This window comes from Microbacterium sp. LCT-H2 (assembly GCF_001866135.1).
Lineage (GTDB): Bacteria > Actinomycetota > Actinomycetes > Actinomycetales > Microbacteriaceae > Microbacterium.
The window spans coordinates 340,012-352,043 of sequence record NZ_MODW01000004.1; the positions used below are offsets into that span (position 1 = coordinate 340,012).

12 protein-coding genes and 1 pseudogene are annotated in these 12,032 nt (G+C 69.0%); 10 read left to right on the top strand and 3 right to left on the bottom strand.

Going from position 1 to position 12,032, the window contains the following annotated elements; genetic code table 11:
- Positions 1 to 7 precede the first annotated feature (7 nt).
- The 4 genes from BK819_RS12370 (at position 8) to BK819_RS12385 (ending at position 3,330) form a co-directional block, all read left to right on the top strand.
- Positions 8 to 685: a response regulator transcription factor gene (locus BK819_RS12370; RefSeq protein ID WP_071329395.1), complete on the top strand. Its 678-nt coding sequence runs from the start codon at positions 8 to 10 to the stop codon at positions 683 to 685.
- Complete coding sequence (locus BK819_RS12375; RefSeq protein ID WP_071329396.1) at positions 678 to 2,003, top strand: cell wall metabolism sensor histidine kinase WalK; 1,326 nt, start codon at positions 678 to 680, stop codon at positions 2,001 to 2,003. Before BK819_RS12370 ends, BK819_RS12375 begins: the two co-directional genes overlap by 8 nt.
- A 168-nt stretch (positions 2,004 to 2,171) precedes the next feature.
- A complete protein-coding gene (locus BK819_RS12380; protein WP_083391774.1) occupies positions 2,172 to 3,074 on the top strand; it encodes a hypothetical protein in 903 nt (300 codons plus the stop codon).
- A 28-nt stretch (positions 3,075 to 3,102) separates the two neighbouring features.
- Positions 3,103 to 3,330 (top strand): RNA-binding S4 domain-containing protein, encoded by a 228-nt coding sequence (locus tag BK819_RS12385; RefSeq protein WP_025102805.1) that lies wholly within the window; start codon positions 3,103 to 3,105, stop codon positions 3,328 to 3,330.
- On the opposite strand, the gene BK819_RS12390 is transcribed toward BK819_RS12385, so the two are convergent.
- Positions 3,270 to 4,268 (bottom strand): DMT family transporter, encoded by a 999-nt coding sequence (locus tag BK819_RS12390; RefSeq protein ID WP_256209466.1) that lies wholly within the window; start codon positions 4,266 to 4,268, stop codon positions 3,270 to 3,272. The genes BK819_RS12385 and BK819_RS12390 overlap by 61 nt on opposite strands.
- 32 nt (positions 4,269 to 4,300) lie before the next feature.
- On the opposite strand from BK819_RS12390, the gene BK819_RS12395 reads away from it, so the two are divergent.
- Positions 4,301 to 4,906 carry a TetR/AcrR family transcriptional regulator gene (locus BK819_RS12395; RefSeq protein WP_071329397.1) on the top strand — a complete coding sequence of 202 codons (606 nt, stop codon included), beginning with the start codon at positions 4,301 to 4,303 and terminating at the stop codon, positions 4,904 to 4,906.
- Here BK819_RS12395 and BK819_RS12400 read toward each other — a convergent pair.
- Positions 4,903 to 5,379: a hypothetical protein gene (locus tag BK819_RS12400; protein ID WP_071329398.1), complete on the bottom strand. Its 477-nt coding sequence runs from the start codon at positions 5,377 to 5,379 to the stop codon at positions 4,903 to 4,905. The genes BK819_RS12395 and BK819_RS12400 overlap by 4 nt on opposite strands.
- A gap of 91 nt (positions 5,380 to 5,470) precedes the next feature.
- Here BK819_RS12400 and BK819_RS12405 point away from each other — a divergent pair, with 91 nt between their 5' ends.
- The 3 genes from BK819_RS12405 to BK819_RS12415 all read left to right on the top strand — a co-directional run bounded on the left by BK819_RS12405 (position 5,471) and on the right by BK819_RS12415 (position 8,193).
- Complete coding sequence (locus tag BK819_RS12405) at positions 5,471 to 6,103, top strand: winged helix-turn-helix transcriptional regulator (RefSeq protein ID WP_143049295.1); 633 nt, start codon at positions 5,471 to 5,473, stop codon at positions 6,101 to 6,103.
- A 217-nt stretch (positions 6,104 to 6,320) separates the two neighbouring features.
- Positions 6,321 to 7,139 carry a hypothetical protein gene (locus BK819_RS12410; RefSeq protein WP_177173842.1) on the top strand — a complete coding sequence of 273 codons (819 nt, stop codon included), beginning with the start codon at positions 6,321 to 6,323 and terminating at the stop codon, positions 7,137 to 7,139.
- 292 nt (positions 7,140 to 7,431) lie between these two features.
- Positions 7,432 to 8,193, top strand: coding sequence for a reverse transcriptase family protein (locus tag BK819_RS12415; RefSeq protein WP_177173843.1), 762 nt, complete (start codon positions 7,432 to 7,434; stop codon positions 8,191 to 8,193).
- Positions 8,194 to 8,344: 151 nt separating this feature from the next.
- On the opposite strand, the gene dnaB is transcribed toward BK819_RS12415, so the two are convergent.
- Positions 8,345 to 9,718, bottom strand: coding sequence for a replicative DNA helicase (gene dnaB / locus BK819_RS12420; RefSeq protein ID WP_025102810.1), 1,374 nt, complete (start codon positions 9,716 to 9,718; stop codon positions 8,345 to 8,347).
- A gap of 516 nt (positions 9,719 to 10,234) precedes the next feature.
- Between dnaB and BK819_RS12425 the strand changes: the two genes are divergently transcribed.
- The gene (locus BK819_RS12425) at positions 10,235 to 11,299 is read left to right on the top strand and encodes a hypothetical protein (RefSeq protein ID WP_071329402.1); all 1,065 of its coding nucleotides are present in this window, start codon (positions 10,235 to 10,237) and stop codon (positions 11,297 to 11,299) included.
- A gap of 103 nt (positions 11,300 to 11,402) precedes the next feature.
- A pseudogene (locus tag BK819_RS16875) lies at positions 11,403 to 12,032 on the top strand (hypothetical protein); the annotation flags it as partial.

Below are 12,032 nucleotides of genomic sequence, written 5' to 3' on the forward strand. Positions count from 1 at the left end.
TGGGGGGATGCGGATCCTGGTGGTGGACGACGAAGTGCGTCTGGCCGAGGGCGTGCGCCGCGGACTCGAGGCGGAGGGCTTCGCGGTCGACGTCGCTCACAATGGCGTCGATGGCCTCTGGCGGGCACGCGAGACCCGGTACGACGCCATCGTGCTCGACCTGATGATGCCCGGCATGAGCGGTTGGAAGGTCTGCGAGGCCCTGCGCGCCGAGGAGAACTGGACTCCCGTGCTGATGCTCACCGCCAAGGACGGCGAGTGGGATCAGGTGGAGGCGCTGGAGAGCGGCGCCGACGACTACGTCACCAAGCCCTTCTCGTTCGCGATCCTCGTGGCCCGGCTCCGGGCGCTCGTGCGCCGCGGTGCGGTGGCCCGACCGACGATCCTGGAGGCCGGCGACCTGCGGCTGGACCCCGCCGGACACCACGTGTGGCGCGGTGAGACCCCGATCTCCCTCACAGCTCGCGAGTTCGCGGTGCTCGAACATCTGATGCGCCACCGCGGGCAGGTACTGTCGAAGCGTGACGTCCTCGCCGGCGTCTGGGACGACGACTTCGACGGCGACCCGAACATCGTCGAGGTGTACATCGGCCACCTCCGCCGCAAGGTCGACAAGCCGTTCGGGCGCGAGGCGATCGAGACCATCCGCGGCGCGGGCTACCGGCTGGCGGCGAACGGTGGCTAGGCGGCTCTGGCGGTCGGTCCGCGGTCGGACGACCCTGGGTGCCACCCTCGTCGTCGCGGTCGCGCTGCTCCTCGGGGCCTTCTCCTTCTACGGGGTGCTGAGCGCGAGCATCCACGGCAGCACCGAACGCGCGGCGGAGCAGCGGCTGGAGGAGCTCGTCAGCCGATTCGACGGCCCGGGACGCCGCGGCCCCGACCAGCTCGACGACGACCTCGTGCAGCTGCTCGGGCGCGACGGAGTGGTGCGCGCGGCGAGCGAGGAGGCCGCCGATGCGCTCGGCGCCACTCCGCTGCCCGTCGACGACGATCCGCAGGTCGTCCGGATCGACGGCAAGCCGATGGTCGTGGTGTCGGAAGACGTCGACGGCGACCAGACCCTCGTCCTCGCGGTGCCGATGGACGAGGACGCGGAGACCCTGTCGACGGTGGCGACGCTCCTCGTGATCGCCGTCCCCGCGCTGCTGCTGCTCGTGGCCGTCACGACCTGGCTCGTCACGGGGCGCGCGCTGCGGCCAGTCACCCGTATCCGCCAGGAGGTCGAGGGCATCACCGCCGAGCGCCTCGATCATCGGGTGCCGGTCCCCGACACCGCGGACGAGATCCACTCCCTCGCCGTGACGATGAACGGCATGCTCGACCGGCTCGACGCGGCGGCGACCGCGCAGCGCCGCTTCGTGTCCGATGCCTCGCACGAGCTCCGCTCTCCCCTGGCCACGATCCGTCAGCATGCGGAGCTCGCCCAGGCGCACCCGGAGGTGACGAGCATCGACGAGCTCGCCGAGGTGGTGTCCGAGGAGGGGTTGCGGCTGCAGGGCATCGTGGAGTCGCTGCTGCTCCTCGCCCGCCTCGACGAGGGTGTCGCCGGGAGCACCGAACCGGTGGACCTGGACGACGTGGCCCTCGCGGAGGTGCGTCGGCTGCGGGCCACCGGGCTCGACGTCGACGGCTCCGGAATCCGTGCGGCCCGCACCGTCGGCGACCCCCGGCTGCTGGGCCAGCTGCTGCGGAACCTCGCCGACAACGCCGCGCGGCACAGCAACGGTCGCGTGGCGATCGGGGTGGAGCCGCAGGCGGCGCACGTCGTCCTCACGGTCGAAGACGACGGCGCAGGCATCCCGCCGGAGGAGCGGGACCGCATCTTCGAGCGTTTCGTCCGGCTCGATGAGGCCCGCAGTCGCGACGCCGGCGGCAGCGGGCTCGGTCTCGCGATCGCTCACGGCATCGCCACCGCCGCCCTCGGCGCGATCACGGTGGACACGTCCCGGTGGGGCGGCGCCCGCTTCACCGTCACCCTCCCCCTGGCCGGCCCTCTCTCCTGACCCCGCGCCGGGCACAGCTTCGGAGATCCCCGACGACACCCCGGTACTGGCCGCCGCACGGCGGCGTGTCGTTCCCGAGGTCCGAAGTCGTGCCCGAGATATCGGTTCCTGAACGGGGCTTCAGGAGGCTTCAGGGTGGCTTCAGCGGCGTCGGGAGACCATCGAGACATGAACGACAAGACTCCTGCCCCCGACCAGAACCCCACGCCGGACGAGAACGACGCCGCGGGTCAGAACTCGGCACCCGCCGGCCCGAGCGCAGGCCAGGACCAGAACGCCGGACCGGGCTCCCCCGCCGGCCACGGCGCGGCCACCGACGCGATCCCCGATGCCCCGACGGTCCCGGTCGCACCGACCCCCGGCCCGGCCGCCGCCCCGAACGCCGCCCCGGAGGCACCGGCCGCCGCAACCCCCGCCACGCCCGGACGCAAGCGCGCGCTCCTGATCGGCGGCGGGATCGCGGCCGCGGTACTGCTCGCCGGCGGAGGCGTCGCGGTGGGTGCCGCGATCGGCGACGAGTTCGGCGACGACGACGACCGCCCCGCCATGGAGGGCCCCCGACACGAGGGCGACCACCGCCCGCGCGGAGACCACCGCGGCGACGGGGGTGCCCGCCCGAGTGAAGACCGGGGCGACCGTGGCCCGGTGACCGGCATCGGCACCGACGACGTCGACGAGCTCCTCGCAATCGCCGCCGCCGCCCAGGACGCCGCCGAGGGCGAGGTCACCTCGATCGACGCGAAGCGCGACGGAACGTGGGAAGTGCAGCTCACCACGTCCGCCGGGGACGAGACCGAGGTGCGCGTGGACGACGACCTCGCCGCGTCCGTGGTGTCGACCGACACCGCGGACGACGACGACAAGGGACCGACGCTCACGCTCGACGAGGAGACCATCCGCACTCTCGTCGACGCCGCCCTCGCGGAGGCCGAGGGGATGATCACCGACCTCGATGTGGACTCCGACGACGTGAGCCCCTACGACGCCTCCGTCCTCACGACGGACAACCGCTCGATCGACATCTCCTTCGACGCCTCGTTCGCGGTCGTCGGCACCGACGTCGACGAGTGACCGCGGCCCTGACGGCTAGCATGCAAGGATGACGAACTCCGATCCGATCGACGAGGTCTCCATCGGCGGCGAGGTCATCCGCCTCGGGCAGTTCCTCAAGTTCGCGGGACTGCTGGACTCGGGCGGCGACGCGAAAGAGGTCATCATCGACGGCTACGTCACCGTGAACGGCGAGGTGGACCGGCGCCGCGGGCGTCAGCTCCGCGACGGCGATGTGGTGACCTTCGAGGGCCGGGCGGTCCGCGTCCGGCCCTGACCCGGCGTCGCGGAGCCGTGCGCCGCCTCCGGGCCGCGGTTCCGCGCCTCGCTCACGAGCACCATGGTCACGCCGGCGCCGCACAGCACGAACCCGCCGAGCGTGATCGCGGTGAGGGGTTCTCCGAGCAGCAGCGCCCCGCCGATCGCGGTCGCCGGGGCGACGAGGAAGAGCAGGGCCTGCAGCGCGGTGATGCCGACCCGGCGCAGCAGCCACCAGTACAGCCCATAGGCACCGAGCGTGGGGAAGACGGCGGTCAGGACCACGGCGATCCAGAACGAGGGTCGCGCCGGCGGCACGAGTGCCCCGGCGAGCGCGCCGATGACGAGGAGCAGCACGGCGGTCACGCTCACGTGGATGGTCAGGGTCAGCAGCACCCCCGTGCGCACGGCCGTCCGTCGCTGCACCAGCGTGCCGATCACGAGGCAGACCATCGCCGCCGCCGGAAGCAGGTAGGCGACGAGCGGCGCGGAGCCGGCGCCGAACTGCGACTGCACGACGAGCAGCACCCCGACCGCCCCGATCACCAGGCCCGCCACCTGGGCGCCGCGCACGCGGAGGCCCAGCACCGGCCCGACCAGCACGGCGACGAGCAGCGGCTGGACCGCGTCGATCAGCGCGACGGTGCCGGTGGCGATCCCCGCGGCGACGGCCGCGTACACGGCAGCGCAGTAGCCGAACTGGGCGAGCGCGCCGACGACCGCCTGGATGCCGAGTTCCCGCGCGGTCATCCCCTTCGCCGCTCCGGACATCGCGGCGAGGACCACGAGCAGGACGGCAAGCGGCGTGAACCGCCAGACCAGGAGCGTCAGGGGGTCGACGTCCGCGGTGGCGACCGCGGGGATGAGGAATCCCGAGCTCCACGTGAGGACGAAGGCCACCGCCGCGCCCACGGTCACGGTCACGACCCGGGAGAGTATACCGATCTGTTTACTCATCCCGTCACTATACAGGTAGGTATACTCGTCGCATGTCGACCGCCGTGCCGGAGCTCCCGCCGCTGACCCCCGGGGCGCGCCGCGTGCTCGATGCCGCCTCCGACCTCTTCTACGAGCGCGGCATCCACGCCGTCGGGGTCGACACCATCGCCGCTGCGGCCGGGGTGACGAAGAAGACCTTGTACGACCGGTTCGGGTCGAAGGAGGCGCTCGTCGTGTCGTACCTCCAGCACCGGGACGCCCGCTGGCGCGAGCACGTCGCCGCCCACCTCGCCCGAGTCCCGGAGGCGGGGCCAGCCCGCGTGCTCGCGATCTTCGATGCCGCCATCTCCTGGGTGCCGGGCCACAGCACCAAGGGATGCAGCGCCATCAACGCGCGCGCCGAGATCGACGGCCCCGGGGACGCCCCGCTGGTGCTCGCCGAGGCTCGTCGCGAGAAGGAGTGGCTGCTCGCGGTCTTCGCTGAGCTCTGCGGTGAGGCCGGGTTCCACGACCCGGACCGGCTCGCCGAGACGCTCATGCTCCTCTATGAAGGCGCGATCGTCACCGTCGGCATGGGGACGTTCGCGGAGCCGTTCGCGACCGCTCGGGACAGCGCGCGCCGACTGCTGGAGTTCGCTGCGTCCGACGCGTCCTAGACGCCGGTCGTCGGTGACGACGCGCGCGGCGGCAGCACCGCCCGCACCGTGACCACGAGGAACGCCACGAGCAACACCACCATCGTCACGTCAGCGACGATGTAGGCGTAGTGCGCGCCATCGGTTCCCGGCGCCTCCCGCCCTGCGATGACCAGGTCGCTCCGCCGGTTGAGGATCGGGCGGATGACGACCACCTCGACGAGGAACACCAGCCACAGCCCGCCGAGCAGCAGCGCCGAGGAACGCCCGGCACGGGCACGGACGCTGACCACCGTCAGCACGAGGAGCACCGCTCCCGCGAGGACGTTGAGGGCGGTGAACACGAGACGACCGATGCCGAGCCCTAGGGGGATCGTGATCCCGGGAGCCAGGAACTTCAGCGGCGCCTCCAGGAACGAGATCGCGACGATCGCTCCGAGCAGGAAGGCGGGCAGCAGCAGACGCAGCGCGGTCGCCGATCGTCCAGCCCTCATGGCCTCAGGCTAACCGGGCGGTCCGCACCCCCTTCGGCGGGTGACCGTGGAAATCGGCCCCCCGACCCGCGCTCAGGGGATAATGGGTAACATGCCACGTCCTACCGACGCCTATCGCGGACTCATGCAGAGCAGCCGGCTGCGGGTTCTCGCCGCCTTGATGGACACTCCGGGGATCGGCCTCGCCGAGCTCTCCCTCCGCATGGGCCTCCACGTGAACACTTTGCGCGACCACCTCCGCGTGCTCGAGGGTGAGGGTCTCGCCCGGTCCGAGGTCGAGCACACCGGTCGACGAGGAAGACCGCGGCTGCGCTTCTCCCCCGTGCTGCCGAGTGAGCCGAATGAGATCGAGGAACGGCGGGTCCAGGAGGCGATCCGTCACGGCGACCTCATGCGCGCGGTGCTCCCGGCGACGCGATCCGGGCTCCCGGAGGCCGCGACGCATCAGCTCGACGCGCTGTTCCACCACCTCGACGATGTGGGCCTGCAGCCGGACATGGACGAGAAGGCGATGACCGTCGACCTCTCCCCCTGTCGCTTCCACACGCTGCTGACCGATGACCAGACCCTGGTCTGCCGCGTGCACGAGGAACTCATGAAGTCGGTGCTGGCGAGAGCGGGCGGCCCCGTGGAGATCGAACGCGTGATCCCGTTCACGAGCGCGCACTCCTGCCACGTCCGACTCAGCCTTCGCGAGGAGTCGACGTCTGACGCAGGACGCTGACGCCGGGGCTGTAGGAACCGCGCAGAGATGTCCGCCCGGTACGTCGAGTTCAAGGTCCGCGACAACGAGGTCTTTGGGAAAGCCCTAGGGTACGTGCAGGAGTACTACTGAGCGAGTGTTCGCCACACGCCGCACTACATGGCCACGTCGAGCGGGAGGAGCACGCAGAGACGTGGCAACCAGGCCAATGGGAGGGAGAAGTATGTCAGTCGTGTCCATGAAGCTTGACGAGTCCGTCGTCAACGTCTGCCTCACCCATCAACGCTGCCCTCGGATTGGCAAAGGGCCATCTGTCGACTGTGACTGGCGTTGGATCTACGGGGTAGGGGTCGCGGTATACGAGACGATCGAGGACCTGTTGGAACTTCGACAGCGCCTTTCTGTGGTGCGCGAGGGAATTCTGGCGCGCACCGGCATCGAGGACGCACCCCGCATGCCTGGGTTCAGGGCGCATGGGTGGCATGCCACGAAGGACGGACCGGAGTTTGCAGAGCCTCTACTCAACGAGCTCGACCGCGGTGCCACCTTTAAGGGCCATGCCCGCTTCGTCGTCACAGCAACCGCTCTGACATCGACGCAGAAGAATCAGGTCTTTGACTCGCTCTTCATCGAATTGCTGCGTGTGCTGATGCCACGGTATCGAGCGCATAAACAGATCGACATCGTTTTCGAAGCAGATCAGAGTCCGCTCACGCGATACGAAGCGATCATCGCCCAGACGCGATCTGGCACCGACGTAGCAGTGAGCGCCGAGGCCAAAGGCGACTCTGGCCTAGCGATGGCCGACTACCTTCTTTACGCCACACTGAAGTACGTGGCGCGCGTGATGGAGTGCTGCAAAGCGGAGAACTGCGACGTGCCGCACAACCCGCCTGACGCCAACTCGGTCGACTACAGACCGGACGGCGTCGTCGAGCTCGCGGGCCATCTCACTGGCGGTGATCACGCCCTCCGCATGTACAAGACGTTTGTTCGCAACATGTCCTCAGTCGTCGAGCTGCCCGGCGTGGTTGGCCGCATCACAGAAAGCCAGTAGGGTTGGTCCCGCCCCTCGGGGAAGACGATTCGGTTGCATTCAACCGTCGAAGCGTCTGCCAACTAGCGGGCGTCGGGCTACCGATTAGGTACGATGCCTCGAAAGAGGTATCTGCCGTGGTATATATGCTTCCCCGGGGGGCGCCTTGATTTCGTGGGAGTTGTTCTCGGTCCGCGCGCAGCTTTGGGGTTTGGAGCCTCGCTCTGCCCCTGAGTGGAGAACCTGGGCGCACAGAAACGAGCGGTCCGTTTCGTTCCGGACGAAGGGGCGCTGGAGACAAGCGCACCGCGCAGTGGGCCGCCTCGACACAGCTCATAAGCAGGCACGCGCGATACTCGCGACCGGGTGGACGCCATCCGATGCAGTACACGGGTTCATCCGCGGAAGGAGCACTAAGTCCGCCGCGATGGTGCACGCCGGATCAAAGTCTGCATTGGCGCTCGACCTCGAGGACTTCTTCGGGCAGGTCACGTTCGACCGTGTTGCGGACGCGCTGCGCGCCCAGTTCGACGAGCGGGTGTGCGACTGGATCAAGGGCGCTTGCTTCCGCGAAGGCGCTATCCCCCTGGGCTACCGCACAAGTCCAGTGCTATCGAACCTTGCTTTCCGCGGGATGGACGACGAGATCCAGGACGTCGCCGACGGGTATGGCGTCCACTACACACGCTGGGTTGACGACCTCACGTTCTCTGGCCCGGGTGTTTCGGACCAGCTGCTCGCTGACATCCGGGGGGTCCTTAGCTCGGGCGGATGGATGGTCAATGACCGCAAGACCAGATTCATGCGACGATCGCCCTACGTCCTTGGGCTATACGTCGGCCATGACGTTGACAGGCCCCGATTACCTCGCCGGATGAGGCAGCGGATACTAATCGAGACGTATCACTTCTCGCGGCTCGGCTTTGAGCACTTCTCTCGTGAAGGTGTGATGTCACCCGGTCGCCTGTTCGGTCGCGTCGCCTACGCAAGCGTGATTGAGCCGGAGCTCGCGAAGCTGCTCAACGATCGAGTGAGCGCAGGTCACAGTCTTGGTCGTCCTCCGACAACGCCCTAGCTCGCGTCTCCGCCGAACTAACGCAGACGCGGCATCTTCCGTTCTCAAGGAAGAAGCAACAGGCGCGGAGCCGCACGCGCACATGAAATGTCCACACGGACACATGGCTGACATTTCATTTGAGAGATGGAAAACTTCAAAAAACCTACACTCAGTTGAAGTCGCCGCCCGGCGCCATGTCGGCGAACCGGGAGTAGTGCCCCTGGAAGGCGACGGTGATGGTCGCGGTCGGACCGTTACGGTGCTTGGCCACGATGAGGTCGGCCTCGCCGGGACGGACGTCCTTGTCGTAGACCGAGTCGCGGTGCAGCAGGATGACCATGTCGGCGTCCTGCTCGATCGATCCGGACTCTCGCAGGTCGCTGATCGCGGGCTTCTTGTCCTGGCGCTGCTCGGGACCACGGTTCAGCTGCGACAGCGCGATGACCGGCACCTGCAGCTCCTTCGCGATGAGCTTGAGGCTTCGGGAGAACTCCGAGACCTCCTGCTGACGGGACTCGACGCGCTTGCCCGACGTCATGAGCTGGAGGTAGTCGATGATGACCATGCGCAGACCGGCGCGCTGCTTCAGCCGTCGGCACTTCGCCCGGATCTCGACGAGCGTCATGTTCGGGCTGTCGTCGATGTAGAGCGGGGCGTCGTTGATCCGGCCGCGGGTGGCGGCGACCGTCGTCCAGTCCCGCGGGTCGAGCGTTCCCTTGCGCATGTTCTGCAGCGGGATCGCCCCCTCGGCGCTGAGCAGACGCATCGCGATCTCGCTCTTGCCCATCTCGAGGGAGAAGAAGATCGAGGGGAAGTCGTGCCCGATGGAGGCCGCACGGGCGAAGTCGAGGGCGAGCGTGGACTTTCCCATCGCCGGTCGCGCGGCGACGACGATCATCTGCCCGCCGTGCAGGCCGTTGGTGAGCTCGTCGAGCTCGCGGAAGCCGGTGGGGATACCGGTCATGGAACCGTCGCGGCCGTTGGCGGCCTCGATCTCCTCGACCGCGGCGTCGACGGCGACCGTGAGCGGCACGTAGTCCTCGGCCGTCTCCGAGCCGGTCACAGAGTAGATCTCGGCCTGCGCGTTGTTGACGATGTCGGTCGCGTCGCCCTGCCCGTCGTAGCCGAGCTGGACGATCCGCGTCCCGGCGTCGACGAGGCGGCGGAGGATCGCGCGCTCGGAGACGATGCCGGCGTAGTAGCCGGCGTTGGCCGCGGTCGGGACGATCGACGTGAGGGTGTGCAGGTAGTCGGCGCCGCCGGCCTTGTTCAGCTCCCCCGTCTTGATGAGCTCGTCGGTGACCGCGACGACGTCGGTCGGCTCACCGTGGGAGTACAGCGAGAGGATCGCCTCGAAGATGAGCTCGTGCTTGGGGATGTAGAAGTCGGCGCCCTTGAGCGTCTCGATCACGTCGGCGACCGCGTCCTTCGACAGGAGCATGCCGCCCAGAGCGCTCTGCTCGGCGAGGAGGTCGTGCGGAGGGGTGCGCTCGGGCGGACGCTGCCCTCCCAGGCGCTCCTCGGAGATGTCGGCGATCGACACTGTGTTCCCTTCGATGCGACGGTTCTGAGGCGGGCCCCGCGCGCGCATCCGCGGATGCCGGTGCGGGGGACCGCGGCCGCGCGGCGGCCATCCCCAGACAAGCAGGTGCCCCCGACATTCGGTCGCTCGACCACGCTATGAGCGGTCTCCACACGGTGCAACACGGCCTGTGGATAACCATGTGGAGAGCGTGCGGAGAATCTCGGAGTGTCTGTGCAGAACGGGTGTGGATAACCCGGTGGACGGTGTGAGCACCGGACTTTTTTATCTTACCTGAACGGGGTTTTATCGTTTCCCCACCCTGTGGATGAGAACGAGTTTAAATTGCGCGTTGAAGGTTTCCCCTTCGGAGGGGGCATGTGTAGAACCTGGGGAAAGTCAAGCCGGAAATCCGCCGGGCGCGTCACGATCTGACACGAGACGAATCGGATGTAAACGCCCCTGGACAGAGAGGGGGTCCGCGAGTATTGTGCCTCCCATCGACACACCCGTGGACCTTCGGAGGGGGAGGACGACGTGGACGCTCGGACCACCCGACGCGGCGTACCCCACGCCGTCCTCTGGGGTGGAATCGGCGCGCTCGCTTGGGCGGCCCTGACCGTCCTCACCGGCGGCGGCTCCGCGCACGCGGACGAGCAGCCGAAGGGTCCGCTCGACGGCCTCACCTCTGTCGTGTCCGAGACCGTCACCGCCGTGACGAAGCCGGTCGTAAACAACGTCGTGGCTCCGGTGGTGAACCAGGTGGCGACGCCCGTCGTCCACGAGGTGGTCGCTCCCGTGGTGCACGAGGTCGTCGCGCCCGTCGTGACTCACACCGTCGCTCCCGTCCAGGAGGCAGCTCCCGCCGTCGTCGAGACGGTGACCGAGACGGTGACGAAGATCCCGGTCGTCGGAGACACCGCGGCTCCTGTACTGGAGGCGGTCGCCGAGACCACCGAGACGGTCACCGAGCCCGTCACCGACGCGCTCGGCTCTGCACCGGTCTCACAGATCACGGCGCCCGTGCTCGATCTCGTCGGCGGCCTTCCGCTGGTCGGCGGGATCGTCGTCGACTCCGGCGCCATCGACCTGGTCGATAACGTCGTCGGCATCGTCGATGGCACGACCGGCCTGATCGGCGGCGTCGTCGAAGAGACCGTTCCGCCGGTCGTCGAGGCGCTCACGCCACAAGAGCCGGCCGCACCGCAGACCCCGGAGGGCTCCGTCCCCTCGGGCGTCCCCCCTGTGCGCGAGGACATCGCCGCGCTTGCCGAGGCTGCGCCCGCCCCGTCGGCGTCGCCGAGCACAGGACAGGACTCTGTGCTGAGTACCTTGGCCCCCGTCGCGGCCGCGCTCTCCGCGCCCGACTCCTCGGACACCGGTGCCGGTGACACCGCTCCGGTGCCGTTCGGTGCTCCTCCGGTCGCTCCGGCCACCCCCGCGTCTTCCTCCGCCGCCTCGGCCGGAGGTTCCACCAGCGCCCCCGCTCGCCTCAGCGAGATCGGCGCGACCCCGCTCCGTGCCTGGGAGCGGGCCGCCGGCGCACGGGACGACGCCCTTCCGGGCGCCCCCGTCGCCGACACCGACATCTCTCCCGACTGACGGACTGTCACGTCATCCCACCCGGATGACAGATGCCGTGCTGCGCGCGCACTTCCTCGCGTGCATCCCATCAGACAGACCAGTCACGTCAGGAGAACCCATCATGCGTACCTACGCGAAGCGCGTCCTCTGGGGCACGCTCATCGCCGGCGGGATCACCCTGCTCGGCGCGACGGCCGCCAATGCGGCCGAGACATCCGGAGACGACGGCTTGCTCTCCGGCACCCAGGCCGTAGCGCCCATCACCGCCCCGATCACGGTCGTCGACAACGCGATCTCCGTGCTCGGCGACGCGGCATCCACGGCGCCTGCCCCGGCCCCGGCCCCTGCTCCGGCACCGGCTCCGGCTCCCGCCCCGGTGCCCGCTCCCGCTCCGCAGACGAGCGGCGAGGAGGGCACGGCATCCGGCACCCAAGCCGTGGTGACGGTTCACCTTCCCGTCACGGTGACGGACAACGCCATCAGTCTTACCGAAGACTCCACGACCAGCACCCCGGCCGCCGCTCCTCCCCAGAGCGCGGCTCCCCAGGCCCCTGACGCGGCCGGGGTGCTTTCCCTCGACACGGACGGCCTGGATGGTGTCCTCTCGGGCACGCAGGCTCTCGTGGCGGTCAACGCCCCGGTGACCGTGTCCGACAACGCCATCTCGCTGCTCGGTGATTCCGAGTCGGCCGCTGAGGGAGAGAGCGCCGCAGCACCGGCGCCTGCCGCGGCGATCGGGTCGAGCACCTCG

Excerpts from the sequence above, each read along its gene's own strand:
- BK819_RS12370 (WP_071329395.1), top strand. The coding sequence starts at position 8 with ATGCGGATCCTGGTGGTGGACGACGAAGTGCGTCTGGCCGAGGGCGTG.
- BK819_RS12380 (WP_083391774.1), top strand. The coding sequence starts at position 2,172 with ATGAACGACAAGACTCCTGCCCCCGACCAGAACCCCACGCCGGACGAG.
- BK819_RS12385 (WP_025102805.1), top strand. The coding sequence starts at position 3,103 with ATGACGAACTCCGATCCGATCGACGAGGTCTCCATCGGCGGCGAGGTC.
- BK819_RS12390 (WP_256209466.1), bottom strand. The coding sequence starts at position 4,268 with ATGAGTAAACAGATCGGTATACTCTCCCGGGTCGTGACCGTGACCGTG.
- BK819_RS12395 (WP_071329397.1), top strand. The coding sequence starts at position 4,301 with ATGTCGACCGCCGTGCCGGAGCTCCCGCCGCTGACCCCCGGGGCGCGC.
- BK819_RS12400 (WP_071329398.1), bottom strand. The coding sequence starts at position 5,379 with ATGAGGGCTGGACGATCGGCGACCGCGCTGCGTCTGCTGCTGCCCGCC.
- BK819_RS12405 (WP_143049295.1), top strand. The coding sequence starts at position 5,471 with ATGCCACGTCCTACCGACGCCTATCGCGGACTCATGCAGAGCAGCCGG.
- BK819_RS12410 (WP_177173842.1), top strand. The coding sequence starts at position 6,321 with ATGAAGCTTGACGAGTCCGTCGTCAACGTCTGCCTCACCCATCAACGC.